Source organism: Brevundimonas sp. T2-11, assembly GCF_055397675.1.
This window is the reverse complement of the sequence record NZ_AP027920.1, coordinates 1,377,506-1,397,379: the sequence shown is the minus strand read 5'-3', so window position 1 is coordinate 1,397,379 and position 19,874 is coordinate 1,377,506. Positions and strand designations below refer to the sequence as shown.

Annotated in this window: 19 protein-coding genes; 10 read left to right on the top strand and 9 right to left on the bottom strand. The window is 67.8% G+C overall.

Features of this window, described 5'->3' with window-relative positions:
- Positions 1-113: 113 nt before the first annotated feature.
- From rpoZ to folK, 3 genes are all read right to left on the bottom strand, one after another.
- Positions 114-473: a DNA-directed RNA polymerase subunit omega gene (gene rpoZ / locus ACZ5XO_RS06940; RefSeq protein ID WP_464164535.1), complete on the bottom strand. Its 360-nt coding sequence runs from the start codon at positions 471-473 to the stop codon at positions 114-116.
- A 93-nt stretch (positions 474-566) separates the two neighbouring features.
- Positions 567-980, bottom strand: coding sequence for a cupin domain-containing protein (locus tag ACZ5XO_RS06935; protein WP_464164534.1), 414 nt, complete (start codon positions 978-980; stop codon positions 567-569).
- Between the two features lie 60 nt (positions 981-1,040).
- Positions 1,041-1,622, bottom strand: coding sequence for a 2-amino-4-hydroxy-6-hydroxymethyldihydropteridine diphosphokinase (gene folK / locus ACZ5XO_RS06930; protein ID WP_464164533.1), 582 nt, complete (start codon positions 1,620-1,622; stop codon positions 1,041-1,043).
- On the opposite strand from folK, the gene ACZ5XO_RS06925 reads away from it, so the two are divergent.
- The gene (locus ACZ5XO_RS06925; protein ID WP_464164532.1) at positions 1,611-2,192 is read left to right on the top strand and encodes a LabA-like NYN domain-containing protein; all 582 of its coding nucleotides are present in this window, start codon (positions 1,611-1,613) and stop codon (positions 2,190-2,192) included. The genes folK and ACZ5XO_RS06925 overlap by 12 nt on opposite strands.
- Positions 2,189-2,833: a uracil-DNA glycosylase gene (locus ACZ5XO_RS06920; RefSeq protein ID WP_464164531.1), complete on the top strand. Its 645-nt coding sequence runs from the start codon at positions 2,189-2,191 to the stop codon at positions 2,831-2,833. Before ACZ5XO_RS06925 ends, ACZ5XO_RS06920 begins: the two co-directional genes overlap by 4 nt.
- Before the next feature lies 1 nt (position 2,834).
- On the opposite strand, the gene ACZ5XO_RS06915 is transcribed toward ACZ5XO_RS06920, so the two are convergent.
- Complete coding sequence (locus ACZ5XO_RS06915) at positions 2,835-4,052, bottom strand: N-acetylmuramoyl-L-alanine amidase (protein WP_464164530.1); 1,218 nt, start codon at positions 4,050-4,052, stop codon at positions 2,835-2,837.
- A 453-nt stretch (positions 4,053-4,505) separates the two neighbouring features.
- On the opposite strand from ACZ5XO_RS06915, the gene ACZ5XO_RS06910 reads away from it, so the two are divergent.
- From ACZ5XO_RS06910 to ACZ5XO_RS06900, 3 genes are read left to right on the top strand one after another with little or no spacing between them, the layout of a single operon-like run.
- Positions 4,506-7,202 (top strand): Rne/Rng family ribonuclease, encoded by a 2,697-nt coding sequence (locus ACZ5XO_RS06910; RefSeq protein ID WP_464164529.1) that lies wholly within the window; start codon positions 4,506-4,508, stop codon positions 7,200-7,202.
- A gap of 54 nt (positions 7,203-7,256) precedes the next feature.
- The gene (locus ACZ5XO_RS06905; RefSeq protein ID WP_464164528.1) at positions 7,257-8,666 is read left to right on the top strand and encodes a M48 family metalloprotease; all 1,410 of its coding nucleotides are present in this window, start codon (positions 7,257-7,259) and stop codon (positions 8,664-8,666) included.
- A gap of 31 nt (positions 8,667-8,697) precedes the next feature.
- Positions 8,698-9,579 carry a DsbA family protein gene (locus ACZ5XO_RS06900; RefSeq protein ID WP_464164527.1) on the top strand — a complete coding sequence of 294 codons (882 nt, stop codon included), beginning with the start codon at positions 8,698-8,700 and terminating at the stop codon, positions 9,577-9,579.
- Between the two features lie 12 nt (positions 9,580-9,591).
- Here the strand turns inward: ACZ5XO_RS06900 and ACZ5XO_RS06895 are convergent, their stop codons facing one another.
- From ACZ5XO_RS06895 to thiS, 3 genes are all read right to left on the bottom strand, one after another.
- The gene (locus ACZ5XO_RS06895) at positions 9,592-11,286 is read right to left on the bottom strand and encodes a tetratricopeptide repeat protein (protein ID WP_464164526.1); all 1,695 of its coding nucleotides are present in this window, start codon (positions 11,284-11,286) and stop codon (positions 9,592-9,594) included.
- Positions 11,287-11,362: 76 nt separating this feature from the next.
- Positions 11,363-12,151, bottom strand: coding sequence for a thiazole synthase (locus ACZ5XO_RS06890; protein ID WP_464164525.1), 789 nt, complete (start codon positions 12,149-12,151; stop codon positions 11,363-11,365).
- 58 nt (positions 12,152-12,209) lie between these two features.
- The gene (gene thiS / locus ACZ5XO_RS06885) at positions 12,210-12,407 is read right to left on the bottom strand and encodes a sulfur carrier protein ThiS (RefSeq protein ID WP_207826766.1); all 198 of its coding nucleotides are present in this window, start codon (positions 12,405-12,407) and stop codon (positions 12,210-12,212) included.
- A 493-nt stretch (positions 12,408-12,900) separates the two neighbouring features.
- Between thiS and aroQ the strand changes: the two genes are divergently transcribed.
- From aroQ to aat, 4 genes are all read left to right on the top strand, one after another.
- Positions 12,901-13,356 carry a type II 3-dehydroquinate dehydratase gene (aroQ, locus tag ACZ5XO_RS06880; RefSeq protein ID WP_464164524.1) on the top strand — a complete coding sequence of 152 codons (456 nt, stop codon included), beginning with the start codon at positions 12,901-12,903 and terminating at the stop codon, positions 13,354-13,356.
- 40 nt (positions 13,357-13,396) lie between these two features.
- A complete protein-coding gene (gene accB, locus ACZ5XO_RS06875; protein ID WP_464164523.1) occupies positions 13,397-13,894 on the top strand; it encodes an acetyl-CoA carboxylase biotin carboxyl carrier protein in 498 nt (165 codons plus the stop codon).
- Positions 13,895-13,902: 8 nt separating this feature from the next.
- Entirely contained in the window at positions 13,903-15,255 is a 1,353-nt protein-coding gene (gene accC, locus ACZ5XO_RS06870) for an acetyl-CoA carboxylase biotin carboxylase subunit (RefSeq protein WP_464164522.1), read from the top strand.
- A gap of 96 nt (positions 15,256-15,351) precedes the next feature.
- On the top strand, positions 15,352-15,957 hold the full coding sequence (gene aat, locus ACZ5XO_RS06865) for a leucyl/phenylalanyl-tRNA--protein transferase (RefSeq protein ID WP_464164874.1): 606 nt from the start codon (positions 15,352-15,354) through the stop codon (positions 15,955-15,957).
- Here the strand turns inward: aat and ACZ5XO_RS06860 are convergent.
- Both ACZ5XO_RS06860 and ACZ5XO_RS06855 read right to left on the bottom strand, forming a co-directional pair.
- Positions 15,924-16,604: a DUF2155 domain-containing protein gene (locus ACZ5XO_RS06860; protein ID WP_464164521.1), complete on the bottom strand. Its 681-nt coding sequence runs from the start codon at positions 16,602-16,604 to the stop codon at positions 15,924-15,926. The genes aat and ACZ5XO_RS06860 overlap by 34 nt on opposite strands.
- Entirely contained in the window at positions 16,601-16,993 is a 393-nt protein-coding gene (locus tag ACZ5XO_RS06855) for an NADH:ubiquinone oxidoreductase subunit NDUFA12 (RefSeq protein WP_207826758.1), read from the bottom strand. The genes ACZ5XO_RS06860 and ACZ5XO_RS06855 overlap by 4 nt, the downstream gene beginning before the upstream one ends.
- Positions 16,994-17,211: 218 nt before the next feature.
- Here ACZ5XO_RS06855 and ACZ5XO_RS06850 point away from each other — a divergent pair, with 218 nt between their 5' ends.
- On the top strand, positions 17,212-19,851 hold the full coding sequence (locus tag ACZ5XO_RS06850; RefSeq protein WP_464164520.1) for a TSCPD domain-containing protein: 2,640 nt from the start codon (positions 17,212-17,214) through the stop codon (positions 19,849-19,851).
- Positions 19,852-19,874 lie beyond the last annotated feature (23 nt).

Here is a 19,874-nt window from a genome sequence, read left to right as displayed (position 1 = left end):
CGCCCCGGTCTGGGGCGACGCCGTCTGGTCTATCTGATTCGCGACTTTGTCCGGCGACGGGTCCGCGGGGGACCGCGCCGGAAGAATGGTTACGCCGTTGACTGGCTCAGCCGTCAGTAGCGTTCCTCCTGGCCGCCGTCCCGGTCGCTCTGCAGCGCGCGGATCAGTTCGGCCTCGGCCATGTTCATGTGCTGCGGCTCGGCCAGCAGGGCCACGACTTCGGCCTCGTCCTCGGCTTCCGTGCGCTCATCGACGCGCTGCAGCGTGGTGATGATGTTCTCGCGCAGCTCTTCCGGCGCGACGGTGTCGTCAGCGATTTCGCGCAGGGCCACGACCGGGTTCTTGTCGTTGTCGCGGTCCAGCGTCAGAGGCGCGCCGTTGGCGATGTTGCGGGCGCGGTGACCGGCCAGCAGAACCAGACCAAAGCGGTTCGGAACCTTCTCGATGCAGTCTTCGACAGTGACGCGGGCCATGAAATTCCTCTGGCGGCAGGGAGAACCGCACAAAATATAGGGTTAGGCGTGATTGTGCAACGCCGCGAAGGCCGGAATGCGGCGCAAAACGCCTCAGTTCTTCCTTTGCGCCAGCGGATAGCTGATGATCAGCACCAGGTCCACCTCCCCGACCTGACGGATGCCGACGACATTGCCGTCGAACAGATAGGCCGCGTCGCCCGCGCGCATTCGCGTCGTCACGCCGTCCGACGTCACATCCCCCTCGCCGCTGACGACGTAATAGACCTCGTCGTGGGCGATCGGGTGCAGGCCGATGGCGGCGCCGGGATGCATGACGCGCTTGCGGAACTCCATCGCCCGGTTCGGCACGCCGTCGGAAAGGCGATAGGCCGTGCTCATGCCCTCGCCGTTATGCGGCGGAACCTGACGGACCATGACATCCGCTTCGCGGATCACCACGCCGGTCCCGGCCGGTGGAGAAGCAGGCTGGACCTGCAGGGCGACAAGCAAGGCGAGAGTGGGCATGAACACGGTTTTGTCTCCCGGTGTCATTTCCGGTGAAAGCTATCTCGCTTCCAGATCAGGTCAACGGCTCAATGGTCGCGCGTCCAGCCCAACCGTCGCCCGCTTCGCCAGGGTCGCCGCGTCTCCATCGACAGAGGGATGCCGCCACGCCGGGGCGATCTCAGCCAGGGGCCCCATGACGAACAGGCGCTCGGCCGCCCGGGGATGGGGCAGGATCAGCCCGTCCAGATCGCCGTTCAGCCGACCGTAGGCGATCAGGTCCAGGTCCAGGGTGCGCGGCGCGTTGCGAACGCTGCGTCGACGATCGAACACATCCTCCATGCGCGACAACCTGCTCATCAGAGCGGCGGGATCATGCTCGGTGCGCACAATCACCACGCCGTTCAGGAAGGGCGGATCGGTCGGGTCAGGCCAGGCCTGCGACGACCACCAGGACGAACGGGCCAGAATATCAACGCCCTCGGCCCGAAAGCGGGCCAGGGCCGCCTCAAGAGACTCTTCGCATGAAGCCCAGACACCCTTGTCATTGCAGCCCAGTGCGACGATGACTGCGCTGTCCAGATCCAGGTCGCCTTCGGGGATTTCGGTCGGGACGTTCATATTCTCGACCATTTCCACGGACTCATATTCATGACCGGCCATACGGGCGACCGCATCGCCTTGTTCATCGACGGCGCCAACCTCTATTCCGCGGCCCGCGCGCTCAACGTCGATCTCGACTTCAGAAAGCTGTCCGACTGGTTCGGCCAGAAGGGCCAGCTGGTGCGCGCCTATTATTACACGGCGGTGGTCGAGGGCGAAGAGTTCTCGCCTATCCGCCCGCTGGTCGACTGGCTCGACTACAACGGCTTCACCGTGACCACCAAGCCGGTCAAGCGCTTCACCGACGCCCAGGGCCATAGCCGCATCAAGGGCAATATGGACATCGAGATCGCCGTCGACATGATGGAACTGGCGCCGCGACTGGACCACATGTTCCTTTTCTCGGGCGACGGCGATTTCCGCCGACTGGTCGAGGCCGTCCAGGCCAAGGGCGTACGCGTCACCGTCGTGTCGACCACCCGCAGCCAACCGCCCCAGATCGCCGATGAACTGCGCCGTCAGGCCGACGCCTTCATCGACCTGTCCGATGTCATGAGCCACTTCAGCAAACCCAAGGCCGCCATGAACCAGGGCGTCGCCCGCACCCTGGACCGGAGCGACCGCGCGTGAACCGCGCCCTGAACCCGGAGCCGGCGCGCGACTGCCCCCTGTGCCCGCGACTGGTCGCCTATCGTCAGGAGAACATCCGCCAGAACCCCGACTGGTGGAACGGCCCCGCCCCCTCCTTCGGCGATTCCAACGCCCGCCTGCTGATCGCGGGGCTGGCGCCGGGCCGCATGGGCGCCAATCGCACGGGCCGCCCCTTCACCGGCGACCATGCGGGTTGGCTGCTGTTCGACACCCTGAGGAAGACAGGATTCGCACAGGGGACCTACGACCCCGACGGCCACGACGACCTGACCCTGGTCGACGCCATGATCACCAACGCCGTGCGCTGCGCCCCGCCGCAGAACAAGCCGACGGGCGACGAGGAACACACCTGCCGCCCCTTCCTGATCGATCGGCTGGCCGCCCTGCCCCGGCTCAAGGTCATCGTGACCCTGGGCGACGTGTCCCGGCGCAGCATCCTGCGGACGCTGAGCTATCCCGGAACAGCCATCCCCGCCGGGCATGGAGTCGAAGGCAAGGTCGGCGGCTACACCATCATCAACAGCTATCACTGCTCGCGCCTGAACACGAACACGGGTCGCCTGACGCCGGAAATGTTCGAGGAGATCTTCCGTCGCGCCAAGGCGGCGCTGGACGACTAGATCAGCCGCCGCCGGCGATGTCTCCCGCCACCATCACCGGCGCGGAAGGTTCACGGAAGTAGCGATCTATGCCCTCGGCGACCGACCGCATCAGGCGGCGACGCGCGCGCTCGTCGGTCAGGACGCGCTCGTCTTCCGGATTGGTGATGAAGCCCATCTCCAGGAGGATGGCCGGAACGTCGGGGGCCAGCAGGACCGCCAGACCGGCGTCGCGGTGGCTGCGGCGCAGCAGCGGGTGGCTGTCGCCCTCCAGGTGCGTCAGCAGCACCCGCGCGAACTGGGCGGAACGGTTCTGGGTGGCGCGCTGGGTCATGTCCAGCAGGATGCGGTCGACCGAGGGGTCTCGCCCCGGCAGGCGCAGGTCGCGCTGCCAGTCGCCACCACGCGTATACTCCCGCACAGCCCGGCCCGCGCCCTGTTCCGACAGGGTATAGACGCTGGCCCCGCGCAGGGCCGGATCGGTCCCGGCGTCGGCGTGCAGGGAAATGAACAGGTCAGCCCCCGCGTCGCGCGCGATCTGCACGCGACGACCGTGAATGACATAGATGTCGCTGTCACGCGTCAGACGCACGCGATATCGGCCAGTGCGCTCGATGGCGGCCTTCAGGTCGCGCGCCGCAGCCAGGGTGACGGCCTTTTCCTGTGCGTGCTGGCCTTGCGCGCCCGGGTCGCGGCCGCCGTGACCGGCGTCGATCACGATCAACGGCTTTTCCTTGCGGGTCTGCTCGCGACGCGGCGGCGTGCTGGCGGCGACTGCAGCGGCGCCGCCCGTGGCCTTCAAGTCGATGACGTAACGATAGTGCGCGACCCCGTCGCCCGGCGGCAGCAGGAAGCGACGCTCGATCTCGGCTCCGCGCGCCAGATCCAGGCGGACACGCGACGACGTGCCTGCCGAACTGACCTCATAGCCGCGCACCAGGCCCGAACCGCTTCCGTCAAGCCCCCGCCCCGGCGCCACATCCGAGAGCGCGACGACGACGCGACCGGTCGATCCGTTCTCGATCACCTGCCCCCGCGTGGTCTTGCCCAGGTCCAGCACCACCCGCGTGCGCTGGGCGTCTCCGCCGAAGCGGACGCCCGAAATCTGACCGTCAGGTCCGAAGGCCAGGCCGCGACCAGCCGTCAACACGACGGCGCAAATCACGACGAAGGCCAAACCGGTCATCGTCCATTCACGCACGCCCCAACGGGCCAGATTGTCACGCCACCGGCCATACATGGACGGACTTCACCCTTCTGGTTCAGCGTCCAGCATGAGCGACACGACTAAGGATTTCGTTAATACCTGTAACGGTCGTGGTTCTTTTATTTTCCGCGACATATGCCTATGATCTAGTCCGCAAGCGAATGATCGCGCCCTCTGCATTTCCGGCAGGGTCGGGCGCGCCCTCCTCGCGGCGCTGACTTTCACCTCATTCCGAGGATCGCCCGGCCAGACCGACGATCTGACGAACGGGTCCGGGGCGCGGCCTTGAACGGCGCGTTCGGATCCAGGACCGACAGAACCTCATGGGCCGACCCGCCTGCGCTCCCGAACGGCAGACCCTTGCCGCTCTCGCAATCCGCGAGGGGATGACGCGCGCCTTGGCCCCCATTTCCATTCGGCGAGCCGCCCCCTTGTCCGCGGATGTTTCCGCAGGGCCCGGCCTGGCGCGCCAGAGAGAGACTCTTAATGTCAAAGACAATGCTGATCGATGCGGCGCACGCGGAAGAAACCCGCGTCGCCATCGTGGACGGACGCCAGGTTGAGGAATTCGATTTCGAATCCACTGCCCGCCGCCAGCTTCGCGGCAACATCTATCTCGCCAAGGTCACCCGCGTAGAGCCCAGCCTCCAGGCGGCCTTCATCGAGTACGGCGGCAATCGTCACGGCTTCCTGGCCTTCAACGAAATCCACCCTGACTACTATCAGATCCCGGTCGCCGACCGTGAAGCCATCATGGCCGAGGCGCACTCGGACGATGACGACCACGACGATCTGGGCCGTGAAGGCGACGACGAGTCCGAGGGCGGTCTGGCCGACGAGGAACGCCTGAAGCGCCGCCTGATGCGCCGCTACAAGATCCAGGATGTCATCAAGCGCCGTCAGATCCTGCTGGTGCAGGTCGTCAAGGACGAACGCGGCGCCAAGGGCGCGGCCCTGACCACCTGGCTGTCGCTGGCGGGCCGCTACTGCGTCCTGATGCCGAACACAGGCAAGGGCGGCGGCATTTCGCGCAAGATCACCAACACCTCGGACCGCCGCCGCCTTAAGGCCGCCGCCTCGGCGCTGAAGGTGCCCAAGGGCATGGGCCTGATCATCCGCACGGCCGGCGCCAAGCGCACCCGTGCCGAGATCAAGCGCGATTATGAATACCTGCTGCGCCTGTGGGAGACGATCCGCGAGACGACGCTGAAGTCGAACGCCCCGGCCGTCATCTACGAAGAAGAAAACCTGGTCCGCCGCGCCGTACGGGACATGTACGACAAGGACTTCGACGGCATTCAGGTCGAAGGTCTGGAAGGCTTCAAGGAAGCCCGCGACTTCATGCGCGTGCTGATGCCGTCGCAGGCCCGGAAGATCCACCTCTATCAGGGCTCCAAGCCCCTGTTCGCCGCCAACGGCATCGAAGAGGTCCTGACCCAGATCCACCAGCCGGTCGTGCCGCTGAAGTCGGGCGGCTATCTGGTGATCAACCAGACCGAAGCCCTGGTCGCCATCGACGTCAACTCGGGCCGTTCGACCAAGGAACGCAACGTCGAGGCCACCGCCACCAAGACCAACCTGGAAGCCGCCGTCGAGGCCGCTCGCCAGCTGCGTCTGCGCGACCTCGCCGGCCTGATCGTCATCGACTTCATCGACATGGATGAAGGCAAGAACAACCGCGCCGTCGAGAAGGCGCTGAAGGACGCCCTGGCCAAGGATCGCGCCCGCATCCAGATGGGCCGCATCTCGGGCTTCGGCCTGATGGAGATCAGCCGCCAGCGTCGTCGCCTGGGCGTGATCGAAGGCGCGACCGAGGTCTGCGCCTGCTGCCAGGGGGCCGGTCGCATCCGCTCGGCGGAAAGCGCCGCCCTGACCACCCTGCGCGCCGTGGACATCGAAGCCGGTCGCAACGGCGCCGGTTCGATCAACCTGCGCGTCTCGACCGCCGTCGCCCTCTACATCCTGAACCACAAGCGCAGCTATCTGCAGCGCCTGCTGGACCAGCGCGGCCTGAACGTCGTCATCCAGATCGACGACAGCCTGGCCCAGGGCGAACACGCCATCGAGCGCACCTCGACCAACGAAGACTTCGTGCCGGTCGTCACCCACATCTCGGCCGCCGAACTGGACGACGGCTTCGACGACAGCGCCTTCGACCATGAGGACGAAGACGAGGACGACGAAGTCATCGAAGGCGACGACGAGGACGACGCCGACCTGGACCGCGAAGACAGCGACGACGACGAAGCCCGTGAGCGCGCCGAACACCACGACGGCGAAGGGCGCGGTCGTGGCCGCCGTCGCCGCCGTCGCGGCGGTCGCCGTGACGAGGAAGCCTCGGACGAAGGTTCGACCGACGTGGTCGCCGCCGAAGACGAAGACGACGACAGCGAGGCCGGCCGTCGCCGTCGTCGCGGCCGTCGCGGCGGTCGCCGCATGCGTGAAGACGGCGAACGCGACGCCTTCACCTGGGTCCGTGGCCGCACGCCGTCGCTGGAAGACCCCTACGTCTGGTTCGACCCGATCAACCCCGCCCCGCGCGCCGACCGCGCGCCGGTCGAAGCCTCGGAAACCCGTGACGCCGAGGCCGTCGCCGGCGAACGTCCGGAAGGCGAACGCGCCGAACGTGAAGGCGGTCGTTCGCGCCGTCGTCGCGGCCGGGGTCGCGGTCGTGACCGCGGCGGCCTGGCCCACGAAGCCAAGGTCGAGGACCGCGCCGTCAACGAAGGCCTGCCCCCCGTCGGCTCGCCTGACACGCCGATCGCTACGGTCATCCCGACCGAAGAGACCGTCGTCGATGCGCCTGAAACCGTGGTTGAAGTCGTCGAGGCACCCAAGCGTCGCCGCGTCCGCCGCAAGGCCAGCGCCGATGTCGCCGCCGAAGCCGTGATCGAGGCGCCGGCCGAAGCTGAAGTCGTGGCCGAGGCGGAGCCCGTCGTCGTTCCCGCCCAGTTGGACGTCGAGCCCGTCGTCGCGGCCAAGGTCGAGGCCGCCATTGAGCAGGCCCTGTCTCCTGAACCGGCCGCCGCACCGACCCCTGCACCCGCGCCCGAGCCGGTCATCGTCGCCGAATCCACGCCCGCGCCGCCCCCTGAAGTCGACGTGGCCGCCATGATCGCCGAAGACCCCAACCAGATCGTCGCCCCGCCCGAGAAGCCGAAACGCGGCTGGTGGCGCCGTTGATCGGACACGATTACGTTTGAAGACACGGGGGAGACTGTTGCTCTGGAGTACGTCATGACCAGACTTCCCCGTGTCGCATCCCGCATCCTCGCCGCCGCCACGGCCGCCGTGGCGGTGCTGGCGGCGAGCTCGGCCTCGGCCCAGAGCCTGATTCGCGACACCGAGATCGAAGGCATCATTCATGAATGGTCCGAGCCGGTCTTCGTCGCCATGGGACTGGACCCGACCGAGGTCGAGATTCTGCTGGTCAACGACCAGGACCTGAACGCCTTCGCCACGCGCGGGCGCATCATGGGCCTGAACACCGGCCTGATCCTGCAGACCAAGACCCCCAACCAGCTTCTGGGCGTGATCGCCCACGAAGCCGGCCACATCAAGAACCGCCATACCCTGCGCGACGGCGCCCAGAACGCTGGCATGCAGCCTATGATCATGACCATGGCGCTCGGCGCCCTGGCCGCGATCGCGGGCGCGCCGGACGCGGGCGCGGCCCTGCTGGCCTCCAGCCAGTATTTCGGCACTCTGGGCGCCCTGCGCTACATGCAGAGCCAGGAAGGCGAGGCCGACATCACCGGCGCCCGCGCCCTGGAACGCGCCGGGGAATCCGGCAAGGGCATGGTCGAGTTCTTCGAGAACTTCCGCTCGCAGGAAGTCTTCTCGGACCAGCGCCGCTACCCCTATTTCCGCAGCCACCCCCTGTCGTCGCAACGTATCGAGGCCCTGCGTCGTCCGGTCGAGGCCGCCACCCACTACAACCATCAGGACAGTCCGGAGCGGATGGCCCAGCACGCCCTGGTGGTGGCCAAGATCCGCTCCTTCATGGAAGCGCCGAACTCGGCCTTGCGCGACTATCCGCTATCCGACACCTCCCTGCCCGCCCGCTATGCGCGCGCCATCGCCTGGTATCGCGACGGCCAGACGGACAAGGCGCTGGACGCGGTCGACGCCCTGCTGACCGAACAGCCCGCAAACCCCTATTTCTGGGAGCTGAAAGGTCAGATCCTGTTCGAGGAAGGCCGTCCGGCCGAGGCCATCGGCGCGCACCAGAAGGCGGTCGAGCTGAAGCCCGACGCCCCTCTGCTGAAGATCAACCTGGCCCACGCCCTGATCGAGACCAACGACCCCGCCAATCTGGACGCGGCCGTCGATCAACTGAAGCGAGCCGTGGCTCTGGAGAAGGACAACACCCTGGCCTGGCGCCTGCTGGGTCAGGCCTACGCCAGTCAGGGCAAGGAGGGCGAGGCGCGCCTGGCCTCGGCGGAATACTGGTTCGCTCTGGGCCGCACGGAGCAGGCCAACCAGTTCGCCATGCGCGCCCGCGACATGCTGGACCGCAACTCCATCGAATGGCGCCGCGCGACCGATATCGTCCTCTCGTCCGGCGCGTCGGAACGAGACATCTCTGACGCCGAGCGCCGCAACGAGCAGCGCACCAACCGCGGCGTCATCCTGCCCAACACCTGACGCCGCCCAGCCTGCCAATACCGAGATCTGCATGACCGACGACGCCCGCCCTGACGCCCATACCCCTACGCCCGCTCCGAAAGGCGGCATCCTGTCGTCGCTGTCCGGCAAGACCTTGGCCGGCGCGGCTCTGGCCGTCTCGGTCCTGGCCCTGGGTGCGTCGGTCGCGCCCTGGCTGACCGGCGGGGATTTCGGCGGTCGCGTGCGCGCCTATCTGATCGAGAACCCGCAGGTGCTGGACGAGGTTCTGGCCGCGCGCCAGGCGCACGAGGAACAGTCGCGCGTCCAGACCATCAACGCCGCCGCCAAGGCCAATCCCGCCCTGCTGGCGCCCGACGCGCGCGACCCCAGCTTCGGCCCGGCCGACGCCAAGGTGACGGTGATCGAGTTCTTCGACTTCCGCTGCCCGGGCTGCAAGGCCGTAGCCCACGACTACCGCGCCCTGATGGCCGCCCACCCCGAGGTTCGCTTCGTCTTCAAGGACTGGCCCATCCTGGACCGGGGCGACGACGTCACCTCTCAATACGCCGCCCGCGCCGCGCTCGCCGCTCATCAGCAGGGCAAGTATCTGGAAGTCTATGACGCCCTGATGACCGAGCGCGCCCTGGACCGCGCCGCCATCGACGGCATCCTGGCGGCGCACGGCGTGGACATGGCCAAGGCGCAAGCCGCCATCGCCTCGCCCGAGATGACACGCCACGTCACTGACATCCACACGGTCGCAGCAACGCTCGGCCTGCAAGGCACGCCGACCTTCTTCATCAACGGCAAGGCCAGCGCCAGCATCGAGCCCGGCGAAGTCGCCAAGCTGATCGAAGCGGCGAAGGGCGGATCACGCCCCTCAGCCAACCGCAAGGAACAGGCGCCTTCAGGACCAGCGGACCAAGCTTCGGACGCCGCGGCTTCCGCCTGATCCACCTTGCGCTTAGGCCGCCGCCAGCGTCCGCTCGCCGCCGATCCACTCGAGGTTCGAACGTCGGGTCGCCTCGGCGGCGGCTTCGGCGTTCCCTAGCTTCCGCTCGGCCTCGGCCAGGACGAAATAGCTGTAGGGATCGCTGGGCCAGTCCTTCAGCAGTTCCTCGATCTTGGCCTTGGCCCCGGCGGCGTCGCCGCCGGCCAGCAGGGCCGCGGCCAGACTGCGACGCGTCGGATACCAGATGATCGGCGGGTCGCCGCCCTCGTCGTCCATGGCCTGGATTTGCGCGGCGCGGGTGAAGGCGGCGACGGCGGCCGCCGCATTGCCCTCGATCATGGCCGCCCGGCCTTCAAGCACACGCTGGGACAGTTCGGTGAAGACCGCGCGCTGTTCGGCCATGGGCCCGGTGAAGGGGGTCGCCTCGCGCAGGGCCTTGATGACGTCCGCCTCGGCCCGCACAGCGGCGGCGTCGCCCGCCCTCGCCGCTGCCTCGCCCCGCGCATAGCGCCAGCTGATGCGCAGCAAGGGATGGGTGGCCGGCGGCTCCTTCAGCGCCGCAACCTGCTCCGGCGTGCCGAACCGGCCGTACAGAGCGTAGGCGTTGTTGGCGACGATCTGGCGCCAGTACTCCTGGGCGCCGATGTTCGGATAGGTGGTCAGGAACCAGTCGGCGAGCTTCAACCCCTCCTCGCCGCCCCCGGCCATCAGGGCGCCGCCCATGCCGAAGTGGATATTGTGGGCGTGCAGCCGCATCGCCGGCACCCCGCCCGGCGGTTTGGCCAGGGCGTCATAGCGCCGATCCAGCGCCACCGCGTTGACATTGCTCTGCATCGCATCGCGATAGCGGCCGACGCGGTAATAGGTGTGCGACGGCATATGCACCAGGTGACTGGCCGCCGGCGCCAACAGGGCCAGCTTCTCGCCATAGGGAATGGCCTTGTGCGGGTCGTCCGACCATTCGGTCAGGTGGATATAGAGGTGGATAGCCCCCGGATCGTTCGGGTCCTCGGCCAGGGCGTGTTCCAGCAGGCCCATGGCGCGCGGGATAGCCGGATCAGCCGCCTTGCCCTCGTCATCCCACCACTCGTCGGCGGCCAGCAGCCAGGCGTCGGCGGTGATGTTGGCGATGGCGACGTCGTCGGGGTTCTGACGCGCGATCCGATCCATCCGCCGGGCGAAACGATCGGCGCGGCTCTTTTCCGAACCGGAATAGCGCTGGATCAGGGCGTCGATCATCTGGCGCTGCACCGGGGTGGCGTCGCGGGCCAGACGGCGGGCGTCGCGGGCGGCCGTGCGGGCGGCGTCGATGGAAGCCTTGTCCTGACCGCCGCCGTTCAGGTTGGGGCCGATGGCCCAGGCCTCGCCCCAGGCGCACATGCCGCACGACGGGTCCAGCGCCCGCGCCTTGCGGAAGGCCCGCACCGATTCGGTGTGCTCGAACGCCCAGCGCAGCCGCACGCCGTGGTCGAACCAGGCCTGGGCTTCGGGATTGGTCGTGTCGATCTTGAAGCCGCCGGTTCCAAAGCCTTCGACCATGACGATGTCGTTGGTCGGGATCGCCTCGATGGCCGAGCCGGCGGGGCCGCAGACCTGGGGCCGTTCCAGCAGATCGCGCACCGCCTTGTCCGCCGTGGCGTCCGCCACCGCCATCGGCCCGCTCATACAGACGGCCAGGGCCGTACAGGCCATCAATCCGAAACGCATGCACCCTCTCCCACAGTCCGGGTGAGAGTGCGCGCCCGACAGCGAGGCCGCAAGCGGCCTCAGCGTCGCAACGCGTCTAGATCAGGCCCGCCAGCGGCGAGGACGGATCGGCATAGAGGCGCTTCTTCATACGCCCGGCCAGATAGGATTCACGCCCGGCGATGACCGCGTGCTTCATCGCGCTGGCCATCAGGATGGGATCGCGCGCCTCGGCGATGGCGGTGTTCATCAACACGCCGTCGCAGCCCAGCTCCATGGCGATGGCGGCGTCCGAGGCCGTACCGACGCCCGCGTCGACCAGGACCGGCACCTTGGACTGCTCGACGATCAGACGGATGTTGATGGGGTTCTGCACGCCCAGACCCGAGCCGATCGGCGCGCCCAGCGGCATGATGGCCACGGCGCCCGCGTCCTCCAGCTTGCGCGCATAGACCGGGTCATCGCTGCAATAGACCATGACCTCGAAGCCCTCGGCGGTCAGAAGCTTCAGCGCGCGCAGGGTCTCTTCCATGTCCGGGAACAGGGTCTTGGGGTCCGACAGGACCTCCAGCTTGACCAGGGTCCAGTCGCCCGCCTCGCGCGCCAGACGCAGGGTCCGCACCGCGTCCTCGCCGGTGAAGCAGCCCGCCGTATTGGGCAGATAGGTGTATTTCCTGGGGTCGATGAAGTCCGTCAGCACCGGCTGGTTCGGATCGGTCAGGTTCACTCGGCGCACCGCCACGGTGACCATCTCGGCGCCCGAGGCCTCGGCCGCCGCCGCGTTCTGGGCGTAGTCCCGGTACTTGCCGGTGCCCACGATCAGGCGCGAGTTGAAGGTGCGGCCGGCGACGGTCCAACTGTCGGTGCGGGGGGCTGTATCGGTCATGCTCCTGACCTAGCGCCACGCTGCGCCGGGGGGAAGCGCCGTTGCCGGATTTGATAGGTCAGCCGCCGCCGACGAACTGCACCAGCTCGATCCTGTCGCCCTCCGCCAGCGCGGTCTCCCCGTGCAGCGAACGCGGCACGATCTCCAGATTGCGCTCGACCGCCACCTTCTTGGGGTCCAGCGACAGCTCCTGAACCAGGCCCAGAATAGTCGTGGCGGCGGTGTCCCGCCCCTCGCCGTTGACTTCGATACGCAAACTGTTCGCTCCAGAGGATGCGGGTGGAGAGGCGACGCCTCTTTCGGAGACATCAGATAATGGGGGTTCCAGCGCGGGACATCAAATCCACGTTCTAAGCCTGCTATCGACCCATTGGACGCTGGAGCGCGCTTTCGCTTTCGTCATCCTCCGGCGAGCGCAGCGAGACCGGGGCCCCAGCGGCGCGCGAGAGCGCGAACCTGTCGCGCAGATAATCGTCGAACATCTCTCGTAAACAGATCGCCTTCGGCGCCGCTGGGTCCCCCGGTCTGCGCCGCCAAGAGGCGGCTTGCCGGAGGATGACGAAAGCGACGAAAACGCCGCTCTGGGGATGTCCTCCTTCCACCCATAACTGACTTCCATGAGGCCCGCTCGCAGGCGTCAGCCTGCCCCTACGTCATCCTTTTCAACCACCCGCTTTGCGCCGCGCCACACCTGAGCTACAACGCGCGCTCGATTCCGCGCGGACACGGCGCGCCTGTTTTGCGAGCGAATGCCCGAAACCCTCACCCTCTATGTCCTGAACGGGCCCAACCTGAACCTTCTCGGGGTTCGGGAGCCGGATATCTATGGCCACGAGACCCTGGCCGATGTTCAGGCCATGTGCGAGGCGGCGGCACAGGACGCCAAGGTCGTGTTCAGGCAATCGAACCACGAAGGCCAACTGGTCGACTGGATTCAGGAAGCGAGGGCCGAGGCCAGCGCCCTGGTCATCAATCCGGCGGCCTTCACCCACACTTCGGTGGCCCTGCTGGACGCGCTGAAGACGCTGAGCATCCCCGTGGTCGAATGCCACCTGTCGAACCCCTCCGCGCGCGAGGCGTTCCGGCATCACTCCTATGTTTCCCTGGCCGCGACCGGCGTCATCGCCGGCTTCGGCCCCCGCAGCTACGAACTGGCCGTCCGGGCCGCTCTGGACCTGGCGCGCCGCGCCGGGGCCCAGGGCTGACCCCCTCGCGCCGCAAGAAGATCAAGTAGAAGAGACCCCCATGTCCGACGACAAGCACAAGAACGACGCCATCGACGCCGGCCTGATCCGCAGCCTGGCCGACATCCTGAACGACACCGATCTGACCGAGATCGAGGTCGAGCGCGGCGATCTGAAGATCAAGGTGAAGCGCGAAGTCACCGTCGCCGCCGCTCCGATCCAGTACGCCGCCGCCCCGGCCCCGATCGCCCACGCCGCCGCGCCCGTCGCCGCCGCTCCGGCCGCCATGCCTTCGGACCCGGCCACCATCGTCTCGCGCAAGGGCGAAGAGGTGAAGTCGCCGATGGTCGGCACCGCCTATCTGCAACCCTCGCCGGAAGCCCCGCAGTTCGTGAAGCCGGGCGACAAGGTCAAGAAGGGCCAGACTCTGCTGATCGTCGAGGCCATGAAGACCATGAACCCGATCCAGGCGCCGCGTGACGGCGTCGTGTCGGAAATTCTGGTCGGCGACGCCCAGCCGGTCGAGTTCGGCGAAGCCCTGGTCCTGCTGGAAGCCTGAGACCGGATATGTTCACCAAGGTCCTGATCGCCAACCGCGGCGAAATCGCCCTGCGCATCCACCGGGCGTGCAAGGAGATGGGCATCTCCACCGTCGCCGTGCACTCCGAAGCCGACCGCGGCGCCATGTGGGTGCGGCTGGCCGACGAAAGCGTCTGCATCGGCCCGGCCCCGGCGGCCAAGTCCTATCTGAACATCCCGCAGATCATCGCGGCGGCCGAAATCACCGGCGCTCAGGCGATCCACCCGGGCTACGGCTTCCTGTCGGAAAACGCCCGCTTCGCCGAGATCATCGAGGCCCACGGCCTGACCTTCATCGGCCCCAAGCCCGACCACATCCGCGTCATGGGCGACAAGATCACCGCCAAGCAGACCGTCAAGGACGCGGGCATCCCCGTCGTCCCCGGCTCTGACGGCGAGGTCGAGACCGTCGAGGCCGCCATCGAGGCGTCCAAGACCATCGGCTTCCCGCTGATCGTCAAGGCCGCCGCCGGCGGCGGCGGTCGCGGCATGAAGGTGGCCATGACGCCCGACGATCTGGTCGAGGCCGTCCAGACCGCCCAGACCGAGGCCAAGGCCGCCTTCGGCAACGGCGCCGTCTACATGGAGCGCTATCTCCAGAAGCCGCGCCACATCGAGATCCAGGTCATCGCCGACAGTCACGGCAACGTCGTCCACCTGGGCGAACGCGACTGCTCGCTGCAGCGCCGCCACCAGAAGGTGCTGGAAGAGGCCCCCTCGCCCGCCCTGTCGGCCGAGGGTCGCAAGAAGATCGGCGAAACGGTCAACAAGGCCATCGCCGCCATCGGCTACCTGGGCGCCGGCACCATCGAATTCCTGTGGGAAGACGGCGAGTTCTACTTCATCGAGATGAACACCCGCCTGCAGGTCGAACACCCGGTCACGGAGATGATCACGGGCGTCGATCTGGTCCGCGAACAGATCCGCATCGCTGCGGGCCTGCCGCTGTCCTTCACCCAGGCAGACATCCACTTCGAGGGCCACGCCATCGAAGTGCGCGTGAACGCCGAGAACTCGGAAACCTTCACCCCGTCGCCGGGCACCATCACCGACTTCCATGCCCCTGGCGGTCTGGGCGTGCGTCTGGATAGCGCCATCTACGCCGGCTATTCGATCCCGCCCTATTACGACAGCCTGATCGGCAAGTTGATCGTCCACGGCCGCGACCGCGAGGAGGCCCTGGCCCGCCTCAAGCGCAGCCTGAACGAAATGGTCATCGGCGGCGTCGACACCACCATCCCCCTGTTCCAGAAGCTGCTGCAGGAGCCGGACATCCTGTCGGGCGACTACGACATCCACTGGCTGGAGAAGTGGGCCGCCGCCCAGAAGGCCAAGGCCTAACCCCTCTTGGATGAACCCGAGTTCAGCGCCAGCAGTCCCTCCAGCGTCTTCGGACCCGAGGAACTGCTGGCCTGCTACGCTCGAGGCGTCTTTCCGATGGCCGAGGCGCGTGACGACCCGCGCGTCTTTCTGGTCGAGCCGGACCAGCGGGGAGTCATCCCGCTCAATCGCTTTCACATCCCGAGTCGTCTACGACGCACCATCCGGGGCGAGCCGTTTCAGGTGCGCGTCGATACGGCCTTCGCCGCCGTGCTGGACGCCTGCGCCGCCTCCATGCCTGGGCGGGAGGATACCTGGATCAATGATCCGATCCGCCGCCTCTATGTAGAGCTGCATGCGCGCGGCCAGGCCCACAGCATGGAGTGCTGGCAGGACGAGGTCCTGGTCGGCGGTCTTTACGGCGTGACCCTGGGCGGCGCCTTCTTCGGCGAAAGCATGTTCAGCCGGGCGCGTGATGCGTCAAAGGTCGCCCTGGTGCATCTGGTGGCGCGGCTGCGAAAAGGCGGCTGGGGTCTGCTGGACGCCCAGTTCCTGACCGAGCATCTCAGCCAGTTCGGCGCGGTCGAGACACCACAGGCGGCCTATCTGCGGCTGCTGAAGCCGGCCCTGCGCCTGACGCCTGACAAGTCGGCCTTGTCCGCCCCCATGACGGGCGCGCAGGCCGTGGCCTACGCCTTACAGCCGACCACCCAGGCGTCGTAGATCGGGTGTTGCAGGCCGCTGACGCCGGGCGATGAGGCGAACATCCAGCCCTTGAAGATCTGACGCGCCTCGGTCGGCACGGCGACGCCACGCGGCTGAACCCCGACTTCCAGATAGGCGATGGCGTCTTCGGTCAGTTCGTCCGACGCCGAGACCTCGCAGGCGCGGGCGCTGAAGATCAGGGTCTTGTTGAAACGAACGGGACGCCCGCCGACCTCGACTTCGAACAGCATGGATTCGGCGGTGACCTTGTCGATGGCCTGGACGATAGCGACCGGACGACGCTGGCGACGGCCGGGCGTAGCGGCCGGCTCAGCCGCCGGTTTGGGCGCTTCAGCCTCGGCCTCAGGAGGAATGTCTTCCTGAACAGCCGCAATCTCGGCCTCAGGCGTCACAACCACGACAGGCGTGCCGGGCGCAGCGGTTGGAGCCGTAGAAGGAATAGGAGCTTGAGTCGCCGGGGCCGGCGGAGTCGCCTGCGGGTTCTGAAGAGGCGTGCGGTTGGTGTCGCGCAACAGGTCGCCCACAGGGTCCTGAACCGGAACAGCGTCCTGCGGCAAATCCATCAGGGCGTTGGTCATGCCGGCGCCCGCGACCGCCAGTCCCGCTGCGGCGACGCCGACAAGCAGGAGGCGGCGCAGCGTCATTCCGGGCTCCAGGCCTGATAGTCGCCCGTGGCGGCCGGACGCTTGCCTTCGTTGGCCAGCGACCCCTGCGGACGCCACGCCATCGGCGTGCCGGTCAGGTTGGGCAGGTGTTCCTTTTCCCAGGCGCGACGCGGCAGCGGCTTCTCGACCGGGGTCTCGTCATAGGTATAGCGCAACCAGCCCTGCCATTCCGGCGGAACCTTCGACGCCTCGGCATAGCCGTCATAGATGACCCAGCGGCGCTTGCGTCCATCATAGCTGACGTTGTCGCGCGACTGGTAATAACGGTTGCCGAACTCGTCCGTGCCGACCAGTTGGCCGCGTTTGCCAACGGTGAACAGGGTGCCGATCGTGGCGCCGTTCCACCAGGTGAAGATCTTGCTCAGCACGTCGTCGAACCTACTCGAATGCCGTCGCCCGGGGAGGTCCGGCGACGCGACGCGATCATAGAAACCGCAGCCGCTCGCGTCCAGCCCGAGACCCGCATAGAGCGCCGCCGTCGCGCATCAACATCTTGGGGGTAACCCTACCTGCGGGCCCAAGATTTATTGAAACGCCTTCAGAGGCGTCGTTAATGTCGAGATCAGGACACGCGCGGAGACGTCTGATGCGCATCAAGCCCCGTTTCGCCCCCCTCGCCGCCACCGTGGCGCTGGACCCTCGCCTGATCGAACGTCCCGGCGTCATGACGCCCACGCTGGCGCCCGTCGACTGGTCCGACGCACGCGTCGAAACCTGGCTTGACTGGGCCGAAGGCCTGCCGACGGATCTGCCGGAGGACAACGTCGCCCCCGACGAGGATCACGCCGCCTGGCTGGGCGGCGCCGCCGACGCATGGGCCCAACGCCTGGGGGCCTGGGGTCATGAACTGGGCCTGTTCGACAGCGCCGACGCGGCGGAAACCTTCACCGACGAACTGTGGGCCTCCCTGCTGCTCGGCCTGGCCGCGCCCCAGGCTCCCTCGGCTACGCTCGCCGCTCCGGTCTGCCTGCCCCTGAGCGAACCGGGCGCAACGCGCCGTCTTGCCGACCTGTCCGCCAGCCGGCGCGGACAGCGTCTGGCGGGACGCGCCGCCGAGGCCCTGGCCGATGCGTTGACGGGCGTCGCCGACGCCGTGGACCGCTGCGAAGGACCACGCGAGGCCTGCGCCGACCCCGTCGCCAATCCGGCCCTGGCCCGCGCGGCCCTGATCGCCCGTCGCTGCGGCGCCAGCGACGCCGACATCATTCGCGCTGTCGAAGGCGAGACCCAGAACATCGCCCTGGCCGCGCCTGCCGCCCACGCCCTGACGCCCGTCCTGGCTTCGCGCGACTCCATCGCCTCGGGCGGCCCCGAAGCCCTGGCCGTGGCCGAGGCCGCGCTGGAAGGCGATCTGGCGCTGACCTTTGCGCCACGTGACGCCGAAGCCCTGACTGATAGCGTCCTTGAAGCCCGCGCCATCCTGCACCTGCCGGCTCTGGCCGCCGTCGCGGGCGAACACTTTGACGAAGCCCTGGACGACCTGACGCGACTCTGGGTCGTCGCGCTGGAGATCGAGACCTCCATCCGGACCGACTCTCCGCGGCGCGACGCCGTGCGCCCCATCGCCCTGGGCCTGTCTGGCCTGGCCGACTGGGCCGTCGCAACCGACGCGGAGAAGCCGACCGACCTCGCAGCTTCAGTCGGCGCGCGCGTTTCAGCCGCAGCCAGCGCCGCCTCGACCGACCTCGCCGCCCTGCTCGGCCCGTGCGCCGAATGGGATGCTGTGAGCGATGAGGCCATCGACGCCGCCCGCCATCGCGGTCATGAGACCAAAGCCCTGAAACGCTGCGGTCGTCGCCATGCCGTCATCAACCTGTTCGTGCGCGACCCGGAGCTGGAACTGCGCCTCGGCGCCTCGCCATTCACCGCCACGGACCTTTTCCAGACCGAGGACGGCGAGACCGAGCCGCGCCTGCGCCCGTCGCTGGCCCGCGCCATCGCCCGCGCCGGCGGCGATATCGAAAGCGCGGAGCGCCGCCTGTTCGGTCGTCGCACCTTGGTCGGCGCGCCAGGGGTCAACCATTCGGCCCTGCGCGACCTTGGCTTCACGGACGTGGAGCTGGAGGCCGTGGAACTCGCTCTGGGTCAAACAAACATGCTGTCGGCGGTCTTCGCGCCGGCCGTCCTGAACGCTGGCTTCATCGGCGATGTTCTCGGCCTGACGGTCGAGGACGGCGCGGACCTGCTGCCACGTCTGGGCTTTGACGCCGACGCGATAGAGGCCGCGCGCGCCTTCGCCTTCGGCCATGCCGACCTGTCCGGTTGGGAGGCCGCACCCGAGGCGCTGCGAGACTTGCTGGCCGCCGATCCCGTCGCCTTCGAGGCTGAGCTACGTCGCGCGATCGAACCGTTCAGCGACGCCCCCGATGCTTCGCCCGACGTGATCGATTGGCGCGCCGGTTCGCTTCAGGCCGCCCGCGCCCTGGGCCAGGCCGCCCGCGACGGGCGCCGCGCCGTCGTCCTGCGCCGCGCCGCGCCGCCGGCGGACTTCCGCCTGGATCTGGCCGAGCCCGACGCTCCGGACCAGCGCCGCCTGGAGCCGGAAGCCCGAACCATCGAGCGTGTGGTCGAAAAGGTCATCGAGCGCGACCGCACCCGCCGCAAGCTGCCCGACCGTCGCAAGGGATATATCCAGAAGGCGGCTGTGGGCGGCCACAAGGTCTATATCCACACCGGCGAATACGAGGACGGCGAACTGGGCGAGATCTTCATCGACATGCACAAGGAAGGCGCCGCCTTCCGCAGCCTGATGAACAATTTCGCCATCGCCATTTCGATCGGCCTGCAGTACGGCGTGCCCTTGGACGAGTTCGTGGACGCCTTCGTCTTCACGCGGTTTGAGCCGTCCGGACGCGTCACCGGTAATGATTCAATCCGCTCGGCGACCTCCATCCTCGACTACATCTTCCGCGAGTTGGGCGTTTCCTATCTGGAGCGTCAGGAACTGGCCAACGCCGAACCCGAGGGCAATCCCGACGGACTGGGCGCCGCGACGAACGACGCCGAGCCCGTGCCCGCCGCCCGCTTCATCTCCAAGGGCTTCGCCCGCGGGGCCGCGCCGGACAATCTTGTCGTCGTCCCATTTGGACGCAAGGCCGAGACGCCTCGCGACGCCGCCCCGACCGAGGCCGTCGCCTGTCCCGCCTGCGGCGATTTCAGCCTGCAGAACCGCGGCGGCGGCTGGATTTGCGACACGTGCGGGGCCGCCCCCCAGATGCAGGGCTAGACGCGTGCGGTTTCGGCCCGCTT